This window comes from Pseudopedobacter beijingensis (assembly GCF_042678145.1).
GTDB lineage: Bacteria > Bacteroidota > Bacteroidia > Sphingobacteriales > Sphingobacteriaceae > Pseudopedobacter > Pseudopedobacter beijingensis.
Genome location: NZ_JBHUDG010000050.1, coordinates 21205 through 39622 on the forward strand (window position 1 = coordinate 21205; position 18418 = coordinate 39622).

Consider the following 18418-nt stretch of genomic DNA (forward strand, 5'->3'; position numbering starts at 1 on the left):
ACGCCTCTAATCTATTCTCAAAGGTTTTGGGTAAAAAACAACGGAGAACAAAATTCCCGAATTGAGATTTTTTTTCCCCAAATAAAAAAGGGAGCTTATGCTCCCTTTTTTAAAGTTATGATGTTTATCTTATTTGTTATATAACAACTCTCCGTTTATATAGCCTGGTATAAAGTTAGTATACCAATCTACATACTGTGTTCCTCCTGACTCAGCCCACTGAGCAAATCTCAAATAAGCTTCGGTTATAGCAATACGCTCTTTTGGATATTTAAATGGTGCTGTTGGTATTTCCAATGCCCATGGTAAATTATCTTTAGTTGAGTATTTTTTACCGCTTGCTGAATTATCATCTGCTGTTCCAAACAATGCTCTATTAGCTTTGTTTGTTGGCTGTTTACCCATTAGGTGAGTTTCATACCCTCTTCCGTAACCTTGACTATTATTCCAGATAAATGGATTATAAACTCCTATGCCAAAATTAGCTAGTTTTGGACCATTCACCACATCAAAGCTAATTGAATAATCAACAACTGGAGAAGATGGTTGTAAAGGTTCTGTATTCCAGGTAGCCTGTTCTTCTCTACTATTTTCAAACAGGATAACAACCACGCTATCTTGGCCTTCTTCTAAGTATGAAGATTTTGTAGATTTAAAGTTTTTAGCGTTTGCACGAGGGATATTAAACTGAACTCCCGCTCCATTTTTGAAAATACCACCGCTTGCCAACAATTTGTAATCCGCTTTAATTTCTACCACTTCATCTTTAGCATTAGTTACCACATTATAACGGTAAGTAATTACCACGTCATTCATATCGTAGTCACCTCTCAATGGCCAGTTATCTTCAAATGCTACAGAAGAGCCTCCTGTATTATAATTTAAAGAGTAGTTATTAAATGCTTTGTTGGGATCATTTGGATAATCATCTTCTTCGTCTATAATTCCATCACCATCTGTATCAGGTTTTACCGGAGGTGTAGTATCTACTCCGTTACCTTCATCATTACAATCTGATTTAGGGATAAACACATTTGTATTTCCAATTAATTTAGCCCCACCGGAAAATTTACCTGCTGCAATTTCCGTAGAAGTAAACCCATTTTGTTTATTTACAACGCTAACTCTGTTTTTATCATACAAATAAAGATTTCCTGTAAAAACAGCTGTAGTTGGAGCGTTATTAATTTTATTATCAGACTGTGTTCTGATTTTAAATAGTCCAGGTTTACTTGAACTAGCTCCAGTTACAAGTCCAGAAAAATTATCTGTCATATCAGTACTAAACATAGCGTCTGCGAATAGTTTAATACTTGAAGAACCGTTTATTTGTGAAGTTTCACCAACATATACATAGCTATAGTTATCCAAATAACCATCGAAAATAGCATTCGTTAAAGAATATATTTTACAATAATTTGCAACTGTACTGCTTCCTGTAAAGTTTAATTCTTTACCTCCAAAAGTACCGTTATTAGTCAGCGAACCTGATGATATATTTATTTTTGCATTATCTGCTTTAAAAACACCGGTATTATAGGCAGAACCGTTATTAAAATTATTAGTACCCGAAGTAGTAATAGTAAAATTACCAGAGTTATTAAATGAACCGCCTGCATTTAAAGTACCATTTAAGATATAGCTACCACCATTACTAAATGTGCCACTATTATTTAAACCACCATTGTGCTCTACTGTTCCTTCATTTTTAAATGAACCTGAAACATCAAGATTACCCCCCAATGTTAATTTACCAAAGTTTGTCAAAGTACCTGCTACCTGAAACCCGTTTAAGTTCAAATTCTGATTATCATTATAGAATACAGAACCTGAAGTTACCTTAAAGTTATTCTTCAGTCCACTGATTGTTCCAAAGTTCTGAAGAGTATACTCTCCGTTAAAATTAGGATTATTCAATGTTAATATAGCTCCTGGCATAACCACAACTTTTAACGAAGATCCAAAATTGATTCCTAGAGTTGCATTTCCAGTCACATATATAGTAGCTGATGTACCATTAATATTATTCAGACTCACATTGCCTTCTGCTTTATAAGATTTTCCTGCCTGAATATTAGTGTTTTGGGTAATCAAAATTGCATCTGAAGGAACTACAGGAGCATTTTCTTTAGGAGTAGAAGCAAACAAAGAAGGAGCTGCCATCTTTGAAGAACTTAAACCTTTATAAGAACCTACAATACCTGTTTCACTAACTGCTACAGATACATTGTTTCCTACTTTTACAACACCAAAAACCTTAGAACCATCAGGTGCTACTCTTTCTATATATACTTCCTGTAAAACAACAGGTAAAGCTATTTTTGTATTAAATGGAGTAAGCAAAGTTGCTGATCCTTTAGATATAATCTGACCGCCTTTAGCAGGATCACCTACATATACTTTTAATACATGTTGTTTTCCTGGGAAACGACTATCATTTATACTGATGCTTAAATTAACATCTTGTGTTGTCCTCCAGTCAAACTGAGAAGATACCGAGATCTCGTCTAAACTTTTCCCGCCTTCGTCAACCTTTAATCCGTCTTTTTGACAAGATGCCAAAAATGCAAGGGCCAAAATAGATAAGTATTTTATTTTCATAACTTTATTAATCTTGCTTTGTAATATTCAAAGAATGTTCCATTTCTTTATAAAACTAAGTTTCTTTAAAAAACATGCTTTAATGAAATAAAACGGCATATATCTTTTTTTTTCATATATTCCCAATATACAAATATGAGGAATTATTTACCCGCCATTAAATTGATGGGATTTTTTTTACACACATTTTATAATTACTGTAAACTGTTCTGATTCTCCATACTCATCAAATTCAAAATAAAACTCTTCTGAGCAAATAGTAATAATATGTAACCCGAAATGATCTTTTAAACTTTCGCTATGCAATCCTAATTTTAAAGGATCTAAAAACCGGATCTTGTTTTTTGCTAAAACTTCTATATAATGGTTGTTCGTCTCGGTAAAAAATATCTCAGTAATATTATTGAGCTGATCAAATGTTATTTTTTCTTCAAGAACCGGTTTAAATGAATGTTGACCGTAATGGCCTGTAATTTTTATAAAATTCTTATCATAAGCTTCTATACTAAATTTACCATCCCTAACATTAACATGCTTAATATAATTGGTACATAGCTCCGTCATAATAAACCTGACTTTATTTGATACCAAAGGAATTAATATAAATTCCTTGGAAATATCCTCCACAATGGTATCTAGGAGTTTTCTGATATCCTTAGGTTCTTTCGGAATCTTATACTCCAGACGATATGGCGCTTGTTTATTCATCAAAAATGTGCTTGTGCATGTTCTAATGAGTTTTCAATAACAAAAACTTTATCCAACCTGGTAATTTCGAATAAACTCTGGATATTAGAGTTAACATCGACAAGAACCACCTTACCACCCACCGGAAGAAGACTTTTAAGGATAGAGACTAAAGCCCCCAAAAAAGAACTATCAACATAGGTCACTTTCTTAAAAGAAAAAACAAACTTATGTTTTCCTGCTGCTATCTTTTCAAGGATCTGTACTTTAAACTCATCAGCAACAGATAAATTAGCGTCTCTTTCTTCAATTCCTATTATCGTAACCCCGTTACTTAATTCGGTTTCTTTTAATTTCATTATGTACTTTATTTTCTTTTTATAACGATAAAACTGCAATCATCTATTTGCGTTTCATGCTTATTAATCAATGTGTTTTTTAATTCTTCAAACCCTACTTCTCTCCTTTTTAAATCCAATAATTTATTTTCGAACATTTTAATATCCGATTTATTTTTTCCGTTCACCTCAAAATCAATCAGTCCATCCGAAATCACAAAAACCTCATCTCCTTCAGTAACCTGTATTTGTTGCTCATCATAATTTCCATCTTCAAAAAAACCTAACAATAAGCCTCTTGAACGGAACGAACTCAGTTCTTTTTTATCTTTATTATATTTATAAACTGGTAAATCCCCTGCTCCACTATAATCTATCGTACCTTTTTCATCATCCAATATCAAAATACTCAGCGTAGAAAAAACATCTTCAAAAAAGTCATCATGAAAAATAACTTTATTTATTTTAGACAGGATTTCACTCAACGAAATACTTCCCTCAAACACACATAACCTAATTGCAGATCTGATATAACTGAGGAAACTAAACGAGAAAAACCAGGCGCCCCATTTTTTCCCCATAACATCTCCCAACACCACAAAAGTGTACCTATCATCTATCTTTATAAAATCAATAAAATCTCCTCCCGGATGATTTTGATAAGATTGATTAAAAAAGTTCAGTTCAAAATGTTGCAGTTGTGGCGCTGTGTACGGAATGTTTTTTAAATTCAGCTTTTCAGCAACCTTCCTCAGCTCTGCTAATGATTTTTGATATTGCTCCTGAGCCGCTTTCATAATATTATTGATCTTTGCAATCAATTGTGACGGCGGAACATTTTTGGGAATATAATCCAACGCTTTTAAATCCAGACCTCTCTGTATCAAATCGTCATTATTAAAAGAAGTTAGAAATATAAAAGGAACATCTTTTACACTTTCATTTTCCAACAACTTTTCTCTAAATACAAAGCCGTTTACTTCAGGCATATCATAGTCAGATATAATCATATCTGGCGTAAAATTCTTTAAAATAGCTTCTGCCTGCCTAACAGAAGTTGCCGTTTTACAGGTATATCCATTAGACTTCAACAGTTTCTCAATTAACTTTAATTGAAAAATCTCATCATCAACCAAGAGTATTTTGTTGCTCAATTTTTTAGTTATTCTTTGCTAAATTTATAATAAGATTTTATAATAAGATAAATTCCGGTGGCAATAATTATTAAAGATATCAAATCCATAAGCGTAAAGCCATCATCATAGGTGAAATGAAATATGGTAAACATTTCAAAATAAGGCGGAGCCGGCAATATTACCATCGCAAAACCCAATGTTACCATTAAGAAACCTATTAGAATTTGCATCGCTTTACCTAAAAGTTCTTTCCTTTTAATTCCTTTGGCCTGCTTAGAGTCTATATAATTATTATTCAACAGCACCTCTAACCGGTTCAGTTTATCTAATTGGTCTATATTTTGTAAGCTAATTTCTTTTATTTCAGAAATTGCTTCATCTTGGCTTAACTTTTTTTCAACAACTGCGTTGAATTTATTTTGTATGTGTTTAATACGATCCGAATCTAACTCACTATTATCAAGCAGCTTTAAAAGCTCATCTAATTTACTGTCTAAACTAAGATTTTGCTTTTCTAAGTCTTCGAATTCTCTGATCTGTGATGATATGTTTTTTTCTTTGAACAAAATCTTGTTATTTTGATTTAAATTTTTCCTCTGCTTCTATAAATGGCTTTTATATCTATAATAACCGTAAATTTTAATCAACCCGAAGTAACTATTGAGCTTTTAAACTCTCTGTTATTGCATTACAATAATTTTGACCTTGAAATCATTGTTATTGACAACGGCAGCAAAGTTAATCATGAATCTACTTTTAAGTCACTTTTTCCTGATATAATTTTTATACGTTCAGATGTCAATTTAGGTTTTGCCGGAGGTAATAATTTGGGTATTAAAATAGCATCTGGAGATTTTGTATTCTTGGTGAATAACGATACCGAAATAGTAAAAGGCTGTTTGGAAACGTTAACTTCCGAATTAGAAAAAAATCAACACATAGGCCTAATTTCTCCTTTGTTATTATATTTTGACAGAAAAAACCTTGTACAATATGCAGGTTTCACTCCTATGAATTATTTAACAGGCAGAAATGAATGTATAGGACAATTTGAAATTAATAATGGGCAATACAATCATACGGTAAAAACAGGTTATTGTCACGGAGCAGCTGTTATGTGTCGTAAAAGCGATCTTTTAAAAGCAGGTTTAATGGACGAAAGCTATTTTCTTTATTATGAGGAATTGGACTGGTGCGAAAAATTTAAACGTATAGGTAAAGAGATTTGGTTTTGTGGCAAGACCCATATTTTCCATAAAGAATCTGTTAGCGTAGGCAAAGAAAGTCCTTTAAAGACTTATTTTTTCACCCGAAATCGTATGCTTTTTATCCGTCGTAATACCGGATTTTTAAATACATTATTATTTTCTGTTTATTATTCTTTAATAGCTTGCCCCAAAATGATTGTAAAACACATCAAATCGGGCAGAAAAGATTTAGCTAAAATGGTTATTAAAGGATTATTCTGGAACTTTTCTCACTTTAAAAGCAGTACAAAACTAGGTTATAAAATCCCTTTATAGTGACATTAAAATTTATGATAGAAATATTATTCTGGATCTTTTTATTTATCATCTTTTACGCCTTCTTAGGCTATGGCATTTTCTTATATGCTCTTGTAAAATTAAAGGCATTTTTTGTAAACAAGCCTCGTATAATAAATAACAACGGGTATTTACCCACGGTTACTTTAATGATTGCAGCATTTAATGAGCAAGATTTTATAGAAGAAAAGATAAAAAACTGCCTGGAACTTGAATATGAAGATAACAAGTTGCAAATTATGTTTGTAACCGATGGATCTTCTGACAAAACTCCCGAAATTATAGCCAATCACCCCGAGATTACCCTACTGCATAAAAATGAAAGAGCAGGGAAAATGGCGGCTATAAAAAGAGCCATTCCTTATGTAAAATCGGAAATTATTGTTTTTACAGACGCCAATACTTACCTGAATAAAACAGCAATTAAAGAATTGGTAAAGCATTACAATAACCCTAAAGTAGGTGCCGTTGCCGGAGAAAAAAGAATAAATATGGCTGAGCAGGCTGACGCAAGTTCGGCCGGAGAAGGTTTTTACTGGAAATACGAATCCAAACTAAAAAAATGGGATTACGAGCTTTATTCGAATGTTGCTGCTGCAGGCGAACTGTTCAGCATCAGAACTTCTCTTTATGAAGATGTAGAAAGTGATACTATTATTGATGACCATATGATTGCCATGCGCATTGCCGAAAAGGGCTATATTATTGCTTATGAACCCAATGCCTATGCTGTAGAAAACGCATCAGAAAATTCGGCCGAGGAATTAAAAAGAAAAATAAGGATTTCGGCCGGTGGTATACAATCCATCCTAAGGTTAAAAAAAGCAGCCAATCCATTCAATAATCCTGTGCTTACTTTTCAATATATTAGTCATAAAGTACTTCGTTGGGCTGTAACTCCTACCTTAATGATAGTCGCTTTCTTTATGAATATATACCTGACTAAGCAATATCCAGACTCAAGTATTTATAATATTTTGATGTACCTGCAAATTGCTTTTTATCTTTTAGCAGCTTTGGGATGGTTACTGGAACAAAGAAAAGTAAAGCTGAAAATATTTTTTATCCCTTATTATTTTGTTCTGATGAATTATGCTGCATTAGCCGGTACAGTTAGATATTTTAAAGGAAAACAATCTGCCGCCTGGGAAAAATCCAGAAGAAAATAAAAGTACAAATGAATATGATACCTGTATCAAATCAGTAAAATTCATCAATAGTAACGGAGTGGAAATGTATCTCTAAATAATCCTGAATAGACTTCGATTGAGTTTATCCTAAGAGATCGGCCTGACAAAGGAAATACTTTTTGGATACTCTGCTCCTCCTATTATGGAAAAATAACGAAGGATTTTAGAAATACCTATTTGGGGTGAAATCCTCTGCAAGCAGTTAAAATACACACTCAGTTATTTAACCAAAAATACACTAAGCCCCCTTTGCTATAGTTTGATTGGAGCTATATTGGAGCTACACTATAGCGATGAACCAAAAAGTTCTATTAAAAAACTGCGTCTACAGCATTTAAACAAGGTATAAAAAAACACTTTTTCAACAGAAAAATACACTAAGCCTCAATAAATCAAGAATCTGAATGCAGGTCATAAGCTCAATTAACCTCTATCCCATCTTTAACACTATAAACTATTTTTTCAGGATATTTATCCTTAATGAGTTTAGCTGCAATTTTGCTTTTCCCTCCATAGCTGCAACAACAAATAATATTATTGACATTCTCTAAACTATCAAGTTTATCAGGTATAGTACTTAAAGGTATATTTACACCACCTTTATTGTAATCTTCAAATTCCCATTCCTCTCTCACATCTATCAGAAAATATGGATGGTTAGGTTTCTCGATTTCTACAATATCTACTTCCACTACAGTATTTTTTTTTGGCAAATCTAAATCTTTTCTCTCCTTTTTTGCAAATGTAAAAATCTTGTGATCAGCAGTTAAAGCATCGTAAACCAAAAGTTTATCCGACAAAACCTCTCCTGTTCCGGTGATAATCTTGATGGCTTCATTAGCCATCATTGTTCCCATAATTCCAGGCAAAACACCCAAAACACCAATTTCAGAGCAATTGGGTACCGTATTTTTGTCCGGAGCTTCAGGATACAAATCTCTATAGATACGACTTCCCTTATAATTAAAAACCGCAAGTTGTCCTTCAAACTTAAAAAGAGATGCCGAAACCCAGGTTTTACCTAAACTTACGCATATATCATTCACCAGATAGCGGGTAGTAAAATTATCCGATCCATCTAAAATCAAATCAAAACCAGCAAATATATTCTTTGCATTATCAATAGTCAGCTTATCTACAATAGCTTCAAATACGGACAAAGGATTCAATAACCTAAGTTTTTCTACTGCCACCTCAGCTTTATACCTGCCTATATCCGCAGGAGTATATAGAATCTGACGATGCAGATTACTTACTTCCACCTTATCAAAATCTATAACAGCAATATGACCAACACCCGCAGATGCCAGATAAAGCATTGCCGGACAGCCTAAACCACCTGCACCTATAAATAATACTTTTGACGCTTTCAGTTTCAGCTGTGCTTCAAGCCCAAATCCATCCAAAATCAACTGTCTCGAATACCGGGCTATTTCATCTTTTGTTAATGCTTGCATCTGAATATCTATTGTGTACAAACTATGGACAATGAACTATATAAAACTATGAATGATGAACTTATAGAATCTTGGATTTAAAAAACAATAAACTATGGTCTATCGACTATAGACAATGGACTATATAAAGCCACAAACTTTCTACCCCATTACTTTATCCCAATCTTTCCAAACCGGTTCATATCCCTGTGATGCTATTACTTTAGCTATTTCCTTAGGCGACCGTTCATCAGAAATTTCGAACTGCTCTAATGATGTGGTATCCGAACAGTAACCACCAGGATTAGTCTTTGATCCTGCACTCATAGAGGTAATCCCTAAATTCACAATATGATTTCTGAACTTCTCCGATTCCCGGGTAGAGATAGACAGTTCTACTTCCTCATTAAATATCCTGTAAGCGCAAATAAGTTGCACCAACTCTTTATCAGACATTTCTACTTTAGGTTCTAAACCCCCACTAAAAGGTCGTAATCTCGGAAAAGACAAACTATATTTTGTTTTCCAATAGTTCTTTTCCAGATATTGCAAATGCAGTGCAGTAAAAAAGTTATCAGTTCGCCAATCCTCCAATCCAATTAAAACCCCCAAGCCCATTTTATGTATGCCTGCCCTTCCCAATCTGTCAGGAGTTTCCAGTCTGTACAAAAAATTAGATTTTTTACCTTTAGGATGATGTTTTTTATAATCTTCCTGATGATAGGTTTCCTGATAAACCAGTACTGTATTTAAACCCAAAGGAATTAATTCTTCATAATCTTCCTGATCTAACGGTTGCACTTCCATAGATATATGAGAAAAATGCGGCCTTATTAATTCCAGAGTACGTTTAAAATAATCAACACCTACAGTTTGGTTTGCTTCTCCGGTAACTAGTAAAACATGATCATACCCCAGTTCTTTAATTACGCTAACTTCTTGCATAATCTCCATAGGATTCAGCGTCCGGCGTTTAATTTTATTATCTAAACTAAAACCGCAATAAGTACAAATGTTATTACACTCATTAGAAAGATAAAGCGGAATATACATCTGTATAGTTTTACCAAAGCGTTTTTGGGTAATGCTTTTACTCAACTGTGCCAGAGGCTCCAGGTATTGGAGAGCAGCCGGTGATATTAAAGCCTTAAAATCTTCTAATGTCCGTTTATCTTTATGTAAAGCCTCTTCAACATCAATATGGTTTTTAGCATAGATAGAAGCTTTTACATCTTCCCAACTATATTGAGTAAATATATTTGCAAAACTATTGTTCATCTAAAAAAGCGGTTAAAGGACTACTTGCTACAGCTTTTGAACTTATATTACCCAATTTGGCTTCGTAAGCCATTCTTCCACTCTCTACAGCCATTTTAAAGGCTACAGCCATTTTAACCGGATTTCCCGCTACAGCTATAGCAGTATTCACCAAAACAGCATCGGCCCCCATTTCCATAGCCAATGCGGCATGTGAAGGCGCACCAATTCCTGCATCTACTATAACAGGAACCACACTTTGTGCTATAATAATCTCCAGAAAATCAAATGTTTTCAATCCCTTGTTACTACCTATAGGTGCACCCAATGGCATAACTGCACTGGTTCCCGCATCTTCCAGCCTTTTACATAAAACCGGGTCGGCATGAATGTAAGGCAACACCTTAAAGCCCAGCTTAGCCAATTCTTCGGTAGCTTGTAGGGTTTCTATCGGGTCGGGCATTAAGTATTTGGGATCCGGGTGGATCTCCAGCTTTACCCAATCCGTTTCTAAAGCTTCACAAGCCATCTGTGCCACAAACACAGCTTCTTTAGCGGTTCTTACACCAGACGTATTGGGCAGAATATTAATTCCCGGATGTTTTACATATTGCAAAATATCCTCTTCATTTTTATCAAAATCCACCCTTTTAAGTGCTACTGTTACCAACTCTGATTCCGACGCCAAAATGGCCTCCTGCATCAATTGGTTAGAGCTAAACTTCCCGGTACCCATAAATAACCGGGAACCAAATATTTTATCTGCTATCTGCATCTTGAAAAATTCAAAAGTTAAACTTCAAAAACTCTATTTTTCTGGTAATCATTAATCGTATGATATATCTCTGAGATTAGACTAACCGGGGACTCACTTGTATTCAGCAATCCGGAAATAGCAAAACCGTGTATTCCAAGTTCCAACAAAGGCTTCACCGCTGCTTCATCTAGCCCACCTATAGCTATAATTGGTGTTTTCACTTGTGCTTGCTGAAGTCCGATTAATATTTTGCGATAGCCTTCTAAACCTAATATCGGACTCAATTTTGCTTTTGTAGCTGTAAAAGCATAAGGCCCCAAACCTACATAATCAACGCCTTCTGTATGCCTCAATATTACATCCTCTAAGGTATTTGCCGTTCCCCCTATCAGTTTCTGTACTCCCAGTATTTCCCTGGCTAATGAAATCTTATCATCAGTAAGTCCCAAATGAACCCCGTCTGCGTCCATTTCTTTAGCAATGTGGATATAATCGTTGATCAGTAAACGAGCTCCATACTTCTCACATTCTACCTTTGCAAAAGCTGCTTCTGAACGAACAAAATCCAATGACTGTTCTTTAATCCTGAGTTGTATCCAATCGCAACCTGCATCTAAAGCTCTTTTGATGTTTCTGATATGCGAGCCAGAACGATCGGCTTGTGAAATGTATTGAATTTGAGAAATCATCTTCCTGAGTGATAACCTAATGCCGTAGCATTACTGTTTAAAAAACGTTCTATATAATCTTTTCCATGAGTACAGGCAGTTAACAAATCGTTTCCCTGAGCCACAAAAGCTGCTATGGCCGACGATAACACACAGCCCGACCCATGTTTGGCAGACAAAATCTGATCCTGCCCACAGATTTTAGTATACTGTCCTTTGCTAAATAAATAATCTGTCCCTTTTTCCTGAGGATGATGCCCGCCTTTTAATAATAAATGGCAGTATGCCGACCATTGTTTTGCTATTTCTTCTACTTCATAACCTAAACTTAACTTCAACATTTCATTATAGTTAGGAGTTATCATATAAAGTTTTTGAAGAAGATGTTCCCAGCTATTCTGATCTATATCCTGATGAAAATTATAACCAGAGCTACTTTGTAAAATCGGATCTAAAATTATCTTTATTGTACTCTTATTAAGTTTTAAATAATCTACCAGTTCATGCAATACACCTATGTTTTCCACTATACCAATTTTACATACTTTAAAATCCGTCTCCTCAAAAAGTACTTCCAATTGGTCCTTCATCTCCTGAAAAGACAACCAATGTGATTTAAACACTTTAACAGAGTTCTGAATAGTCCATGCTGAAGGAACGCCATAAGCGTAAACACCCAGATTTTCCATTGTTTTTATATCTGCCAGAATACCTGCTCCTCCCGTAGGATCAAAACCAGCTATCACCAAAACCTGTGCTCTATCCATTTTTTATCTTTTTAAATTGTCTCAATGGATCATCACCCGTCATCCAGATAAAACCTAAGAATGCGGCACCATAAAACCCATAACTTTTCAGCTCTGACAAATTGGTATCATTTATTCCTCCAAGAGCAACCAAACAATTACTTTTACACAAAGTATATAAATCATTATTATCCAATACATTTGAGAAATATCCTTTTTTGGATATACTGGAAAAAACGGGACTTACAAATTGGTAATCAAATAAAAAGTCTGAAGCTATTTGCTGTAAATCATGTACAGAACTGCTTAATATTAAACGTTTCTCTTTTTTACTGTCTATATATTTCAGTGCTATTTCTTGTTCTGCTTCCTTAAAATGGAGTCTTTTTATAGAATAATCTGTAGCCACTTCACGAAACTGGTGGATAACCACCCGATTGATATAAGCGGGATTTAGCTGATTTAAAAAAGCAACCATAGTAGCTTTATCCCATCCGGGCTTACGTAAATGAAAAACAGACAGTCCTTCGGCAAACATTTCATTTACCAACATAGCTTCTTCTTTCACTTCACCCGGATCAGATATCACTATAATTTTCACTTATTTACAAATAAATTTCACTTCCCTTGGCGGCAAACTCTTTTGATTTTTCGGCCATTCCGTTTTCCAACGCGTCTTGATCAGAAAGCCCCTGTTCTTTGGCGTAAGCTCTAACATCCTGTGTAATTTTCATAGAACAGAAATGCGGACCACACATCGAACAGAAATGAGCTATTTTAGCCCCTTCCGCTGGTAAAGTCTCGTCATGAAACTCTCTGGCCGTATCAGGGTCTAAAGCCAAATTAAACTGATCTTCCCATCTGAACTCAAAACGAGCTTTACTTAAGGCATTATCTCTGTACTGTGCTCCAGGATGACCTTTAGCCAAATCTGCCGCATGTGCCGCTATTTTATAGGTAATTACACCATCTTTAACGTCTTTTTTATTAGGTAAACCCAAATGTTCTTTTGGAGTTACATAGCATAACATGGCTGTGCCGTACCAGCCTATCATTGCAGCACCAATTGCCGAGGTAATATGATCGTAACCCGGAGCAATATCGGTAGTTAGAGGTCCTAAAGTATAAAAAGGAGCTTCTGAGCAATGTTCCAGCTGTTTTTCCATATTCTCTTTAATCATATGCATAGGAACGTGTCCCGGACCTTCAATAATAGTCTGTACATCATGTTTCCATGCTATTTTGGTCAGCTCGCCCAAAGTTTCAAGTTCAGCAAACTGAGCGGCATCATTAGCATCTGCCAAAGAGCCCGGCCTTAATCCATCTCCCAAAGAGAAAGAAACATCATAAGCTTTCATGATCTGGCATATTTCTTCGAAATGCGTATACAGAAAATTTTCCTGATGATGAGCTAAACACCATTTAGCCATAATAGAGCCCCCTCTTGATACAATTCCGGTAACTCTGTTTGCCGTTAATGGAATATAACGTAACAGCACACCTGCATGGATGGTAAAATAGTCTACACCTTGCTCAGCCTGCTCTATCAATGTATCTCTGAATAATTCCCAGGTGAGGTCTTCAGCTTTTCCATTTACCTTTTCTAATGCCTGATAAATGGGCACTGTACCAATTGGCACCGGAGAATTTCTAATAATCCATTCACGGGTTTCATGTATATTTTTCCCGGTAGATAAGTCCATAATGGTATCTGCACCCCATCTACAAGCCCAAACAGCCTTTTCAACCTCTTCTTCTATAGACGAGGTTACTGCCGAATTTCCAATATTGGCATTAATCTTTACCAGAAAATTTCGACCAATAATCATCGGTTCCGCTTCCGGGTGGTTAATATTGGATGGAATAACAGCTCTTCCCGCCGCAACTTCCTGTCTTACAAATTCGGGTGTAATCTGCTTTTGAGGTGTATTGGCTCCAAAGCTGTTTCCAGCATGCTGTTTTGCCAGATAAGCATGATCTCCATTTAAGAGTTCGTCCAGCTGCTCTATACGTTGGTTTTCCCGAATAGCAATATATTCCATTTCAGGCGTAATGATGCCTTTTTTAGCATAATGCAATTGGGTAACATTGGCACCCATTCTGGCTTTTAATGGTTGCGTGTTCCTTACAAATCGTAAATGATCTAATTTTGAATCATTTAAACGTTGTTTACCATATTCAGAACTGATATCAGCTAACCTTTCAACATCTTCACGTCCTATAATCCAGGATTCCCTCAATCTGGGCAAACCTTTTTTAACATCAATTTCAATATCCGGATCAGTATACGGACCGCTAGTGTCATAAACCGTAACAGGAGCGTTAGGTTCCGTCAAACCAAAACCGTTATGCACTTTGGTTTCGGTAAGACTTATTTCTCGCATAGCGACATCAATATCATGTAACTGTCCTTTGACATAAATTTTTCGGGATGCTGGAAATGGCTCCCTGGAAATAATCTGTGTTTCTTTTTCTTGAGTTTTCATCATATTAAGTTTTATGGAGATTAACCACCCTGAGTGGCTTTAATAAGCATGATTTCGTCGTTTTCCTGGATAAAGACCGTTTTCCAAACCGACTTTTCAATAATTTGCTGGTTAATAGCTACCGCTACACCATAATTTTGTATGGTAGGAAAAAGTTCCTTAAGCAAAGCCAATACCGTAACCGATTGGTCTATTTCTTTAAACTGATTATTGATTTTAATTTTCATTCCTAACAGTTATTACAAAACTTTAGGAACGACCGCACAGACGTTGCTATACAGAGCTATAGGTGTAGCTCTCTACTTTTCCCTTCGGCAGTATGAACTGCATCAGGTTCGGAGGGTATAATCTCAGCCCGCATACGGGACACCCCTAAAGTTTGCTTCAAAGCTAGACATTATTTTTATATATCAAGACTTAAATTCAAAATTACCTATTTAACCTTTCCAGAAAGGCCTACAGATTTCCAGAATCTTAGCCTCTCCTTTATACTCCAATACACTCCTCCGCCTCATTCAATTGTAAAAATTTAACTGCATTTACCAATCTCTTCTAAAAAACGGAACATAACACAATATATTTGCCCCATTGTTATTCTACGACACCTATTCGGGGTGCAGTTTTCAATACACAAAACATGACTACGACACAACTAAAGGCCAGCAAGCCTAAAAATGAGTCTGTCGCCACTTTATTAGCATTTATTTTAATCCCGCTATCGGGTCTGGCAACAGACATTTATATTCCGTCATTACCAAGTATGGCTAAATCATTAGAACTTAGCGATACCCACGTACAGGCGACATTGAGCTTATTTCTGATTAGTTATGGAATCTCTCAATTATTTGTAGGAAGTATTCTTGATAGTTTTGGCCGATACAAGATATGCCTGGTATCTTTACTCATATTTGCACTGGCGAGTTTGGTTATTGCCTCTACTCACAATATTTATCTTATTTATTTGATGAGAATTATTCACGGTATAACCACAGGAGCCATAATTGTAGCAAAAAGAGCTTTCTTTGTGGATGTTTACCAGGGCGATAAACTTAAACATTACCTGAGCCTTTTCACCATCATTTGGTCTGCCGGACCTATTGTTGCTCCTTTTTTAGGTGGTTATCTTCAAACTGCATTTGGTTGGGAATCTAACTTCTATTTCTTGGCTTTGTACGGTTTTGTCATGTTCTTTTTAGAATTGGCATATAGTGGCGAAACTATTAAAGCGTACAGCGATTTTAAACTCAGTAAAATTACCGGTATTTATGTAGACATGATTAAAACCAGCACCTTCTCTTTAGGAATTATTATGCTTGGATTAGCCTACAGTATGGTTATGGTTTACAATATGAGCGGACCTTTTATTCTGGAACATGACATGCATTTAAGCCCTGTAATTGTTGGGTATAGCTCTCTATTTCTGGGATTAGCCTGGATGACCGGAGGGTTTATCAGTAAAGGAACCCTGCATGTTTATTTTTATAAGAAGATGGCCATTAACCTGGGTTTTCAATTATTTTTTGCCATCATCATGCTCATCAGTTCCATGTATATTTCTAACGTTTTTACCATATTGTTTTTTGCTTTTCTGATACATACCTCTGCCGGATTTACTTTTAACAATTATTTTTCTTACTGTCTGGCCAGATTTCCCCAGAATGCAGGCATTGCTGGTGGCCTAACCGGTGGTATTACCTACGTTATTGTTTCGCTGATTAGTTATGCGGTAGTTTCTCTCCTACCGGCTACCGGAGAGACGGAATTAAGCTACAGTTACACTATACTTATTATTGCTTCAGTGCTGATAATGAGTATTATTTACAAATACCGTACAGCATCAGACACCCCTTAAACATACGCTTTGAAAAAGATACAGATTAGCTTATTATTACTTTTATTGAGTTTACGGATTGCTGTGGCTCAGCAAATTTTACAGGGTAAAGTCATTCGTATAGCTGATGGAGACACCGTTACTATTCTGGATAAAAGAAATAATCAGACAAGGGTTAGATTATACGGCATAGATTGCCCTGAAAAAGGACAGGATTTTGGTAGCGTTGCCAGAAAGTTCACGTCAGACCTATGCTTTGGTCAGCAAGTAAAAGTCATAGTTAAAGATAAAGACAGATACGGCAGAACAGTAGGTCTTATTTTTAATGAAAAACATCAAAATATAAATCTGGAGCTATTAAATGCCGGATTAGCATGGCATTATACTCCCTACGATAAATCCAAAGAATTTGCACAGGCACAGGCCAATGCTAAAAATCTGAAACTGGGGCTCTGGGCTCACCCTAATCCTGTAGCACCATGGGAGTTTAGAAAAAATAAAAAGGGATTGTATCAAAAATAAAAACATTGTTCATTTCGATGAGTACAACGAAGAAAAATCTCTTTCAGAAGTACTTCTGAAAGAGATCCCTCCGCTGTAGCCGAAATGACCAGTTTCTTTTGAAACACCCCATTTAGTTACTGCAGGTAATATTTATTCTTTAACTAAGATTACTTAGTCGCTCGTCATAACACTGCTGTTTTTATCATTATAAAAGAATTACGAGATTATTTTGCTCAAACACTAAATTCCTCTTTTATTTAAATACTACGCTATAAATAAACCATAGAATTAATAGAACAGCAATGATAATAGGCAATAACTTTGGCTGTAGTTTCCCTGCTTTTTCATCATTTTTTTGAGTTACAGCCTCCTCACTAGGGCCTGGATTTTCTTTATTAGCTTCGTAATCTGTCTCTATGGGATTTGGTGTGTGCCGTTTATTTAATTTATCCAACTCCTCTTGCTTTTTGTTTTCCATAATATATAGGTTTTATGAACTGATATATACTATATACAACAAAAATGGTTCCGATTTATGATTTCATTCTACTAAGAGATAAAAACTGATTTAAAAGCTCTTTGCCACAATCAAAAATGGGTCTATTATGCTTTTTATCTAAAAACCGAACCATTCTTTAAGTCTAATACAAATGTTTTATACTCTTCCCAAATACCTTTTAATGCTTCTTTGGATGTATAATGGTATCAAAAAAGATTTAACTCTATCTTTCAGAAGCGATTATCTGTTCTTTTGCCTATATAATTTCTTTTTCTTGTACTGTCACGCTTATAAAGCACCTATTAAATAGGTCGCTTTTTCGAAGAATTGTTTTTGTTCATTAGAAAACCTTGTATCAAACTTGGCTTGCTCTTTAACTACTATACTCATAACTAAAACATTTTTCCATATATAAACAATGTATCGCGAAAAAACATACGTTAATTTACCGTACAATCACCAACTATAGACTAACTAAAAATTTAAGCTTAGTGTATTATTTATACTAAACACAAACAACATTAGATAAAACGTATTATTTATTGATTCAAAAGTGGTTTAAACAAGTCCCAGACTTAAATATTAGCTTTATTAAATAAATAATCTGTTTATAAAGCACATAGAATACTTATGCTTGCAAACATCTTAAAGAAGTGTTGGAGAAGTGTTAAAGAAGCATTAAAGATGCACTGGAGACCTATGAAGACAGGGTACACTAAAAGTCTAACTTAGTGTACC

The 18418-nt window shown here is 35.2% G+C and carries 18 protein-coding genes and 1 riboswitch; of the genes, 4 read left to right on the forward strand and 14 right to left on the reverse strand.

What is annotated here, in order from left to right; translation table 11 throughout:
- Positions 1-129: 129 nt before the first annotated feature.
- The 5 genes from ACFSAH_RS17685 to ACFSAH_RS17705 all read right to left on the reverse strand — a co-directional run bounded on the left by ACFSAH_RS17685 (position 130) and on the right by ACFSAH_RS17705 (position 5328).
- Positions 130-2601 (reverse strand): LruC domain-containing protein, encoded by a 2472-nt coding sequence (locus ACFSAH_RS17685; protein ID WP_379664076.1) that lies wholly within the window; start codon positions 2599-2601, stop codon positions 130-132.
- 177 nt (positions 2602-2778) lie between these two features.
- A complete protein-coding gene (locus ACFSAH_RS17690; RefSeq protein WP_379664077.1) occupies positions 2779-3309 on the reverse strand; it encodes a hypothetical protein in 531 nt (176 codons plus the stop codon).
- Positions 3309-3647, reverse strand: coding sequence for an STAS domain-containing protein (locus tag ACFSAH_RS17695; protein ID WP_379664078.1), 339 nt, complete (start codon positions 3645-3647; stop codon positions 3309-3311). The genes ACFSAH_RS17690 and ACFSAH_RS17695 overlap by 1 nt, the downstream gene beginning before the upstream one ends.
- A gap of 8 nt (positions 3648-3655) precedes the next feature.
- Positions 3656-4780: a SpoIIE family protein phosphatase gene (locus ACFSAH_RS17700; RefSeq protein ID WP_379664079.1), complete on the reverse strand. Its 1125-nt coding sequence runs from the start codon at positions 4778-4780 to the stop codon at positions 3656-3658.
- Between the two features lie 8 nt (positions 4781-4788).
- On the reverse strand, positions 4789-5328 hold the full coding sequence (locus ACFSAH_RS17705) for a hypothetical protein (protein WP_379664080.1): 540 nt from the start codon (positions 5326-5328) through the stop codon (positions 4789-4791).
- A 42-nt stretch (positions 5329-5370) separates the two neighbouring features.
- Here ACFSAH_RS17705 and ACFSAH_RS17710 point away from each other — a divergent pair, with 42 nt between their 5' ends.
- Together ACFSAH_RS17710 and ACFSAH_RS17715 are read left to right on the forward strand one after the other, a co-directional pair.
- Positions 5371-6285, forward strand: a complete 915-nt coding sequence (locus ACFSAH_RS17710) for a glycosyltransferase family 2 protein (protein WP_379664081.1) — start codon at positions 5371-5373, stop codon at positions 6283-6285.
- A 17-nt stretch (positions 6286-6302) separates the two neighbouring features.
- Complete coding sequence (locus tag ACFSAH_RS17715) at positions 6303-7475, forward strand: glycosyltransferase family 2 protein (RefSeq protein ID WP_379664195.1); 1173 nt, start codon at positions 6303-6305, stop codon at positions 7473-7475.
- Between the two features lie 440 nt (positions 7476-7915).
- On the opposite strand, the gene ACFSAH_RS17720 is transcribed toward ACFSAH_RS17715, so the two are convergent.
- The 8 genes from ACFSAH_RS17720 to thiS form a co-directional block, all read right to left on the reverse strand.
- Positions 7916-8953: a ThiF family adenylyltransferase gene (locus ACFSAH_RS17720; protein ID WP_379664082.1), complete on the reverse strand. Its 1038-nt coding sequence runs from the start codon at positions 8951-8953 to the stop codon at positions 7916-7918.
- Between the two features lie 141 nt (positions 8954-9094).
- Positions 9095-10210, reverse strand: a complete 1116-nt coding sequence (gene thiH, locus ACFSAH_RS17725; protein ID WP_379664083.1) for a 2-iminoacetate synthase ThiH — start codon at positions 10208-10210, stop codon at positions 9095-9097.
- Positions 10200-10964: a thiazole synthase gene (locus tag ACFSAH_RS17730; RefSeq protein ID WP_379664084.1), complete on the reverse strand. Its 765-nt coding sequence runs from the start codon at positions 10962-10964 to the stop codon at positions 10200-10202. The genes thiH and ACFSAH_RS17730 overlap by 11 nt, the downstream gene beginning before the upstream one ends.
- A gap of 17 nt (positions 10965-10981) precedes the next feature.
- Positions 10982-11635, reverse strand: coding sequence for a thiamine phosphate synthase (locus ACFSAH_RS17735; protein WP_379664085.1), 654 nt, complete (start codon positions 11633-11635; stop codon positions 10982-10984).
- Complete coding sequence (locus tag ACFSAH_RS17740) at positions 11632-12381, reverse strand: hydroxymethylpyrimidine/phosphomethylpyrimidine kinase (protein ID WP_379664086.1); 750 nt, start codon at positions 12379-12381, stop codon at positions 11632-11634. The genes ACFSAH_RS17735 and ACFSAH_RS17740 overlap by 4 nt, the downstream gene beginning before the upstream one ends.
- A complete protein-coding gene (locus ACFSAH_RS17745; RefSeq protein ID WP_379664087.1) occupies positions 12374-12961 on the reverse strand; it encodes a thiamine phosphate synthase in 588 nt (195 codons plus the stop codon). The genes ACFSAH_RS17740 and ACFSAH_RS17745 overlap by 8 nt, the downstream gene beginning before the upstream one ends.
- Positions 12962-12965: 4 nt before the next feature.
- Positions 12966-14849, reverse strand: coding sequence for a phosphomethylpyrimidine synthase ThiC (gene thiC / locus ACFSAH_RS17750; protein ID WP_379664088.1), 1884 nt, complete (start codon positions 14847-14849; stop codon positions 12966-12968).
- 17 nt (positions 14850-14866) lie between these two features.
- Complete coding sequence (gene thiS / locus ACFSAH_RS17755; protein ID WP_379664089.1) at positions 14867-15073, reverse strand: sulfur carrier protein ThiS; 207 nt, start codon at positions 15071-15073, stop codon at positions 14867-14869.
- A gap of 62 nt (positions 15074-15135) precedes the next feature.
- Positions 15136-15230, reverse strand: a riboswitch (TPP riboswitch).
- Between the two features lie 253 nt (positions 15231-15483).
- Between thiS and ACFSAH_RS17760 the strand changes: the two genes are divergently transcribed.
- Both ACFSAH_RS17760 and ACFSAH_RS17765 read left to right on the forward strand, forming a co-directional pair.
- Positions 15484-16698, forward strand: a complete 1215-nt coding sequence (locus tag ACFSAH_RS17760; RefSeq protein ID WP_379664090.1) for an MFS transporter — start codon at positions 15484-15486, stop codon at positions 16696-16698.
- A 9-nt stretch (positions 16699-16707) separates the two neighbouring features.
- The gene (locus ACFSAH_RS17765; protein WP_379664091.1) at positions 16708-17199 is read left to right on the forward strand and encodes a thermonuclease family protein; all 492 of its coding nucleotides are present in this window, start codon (positions 16708-16710) and stop codon (positions 17197-17199) included.
- A gap of 235 nt (positions 17200-17434) precedes the next feature.
- Here ACFSAH_RS17765 and ACFSAH_RS17770 read toward each other — a convergent pair whose 3' ends face one another.
- Complete coding sequence (locus ACFSAH_RS17770) at positions 17435-17659, reverse strand: hypothetical protein (protein WP_379664092.1); 225 nt, start codon at positions 17657-17659, stop codon at positions 17435-17437.
- Positions 17660-18418: the final 759 nt, after the last annotated feature.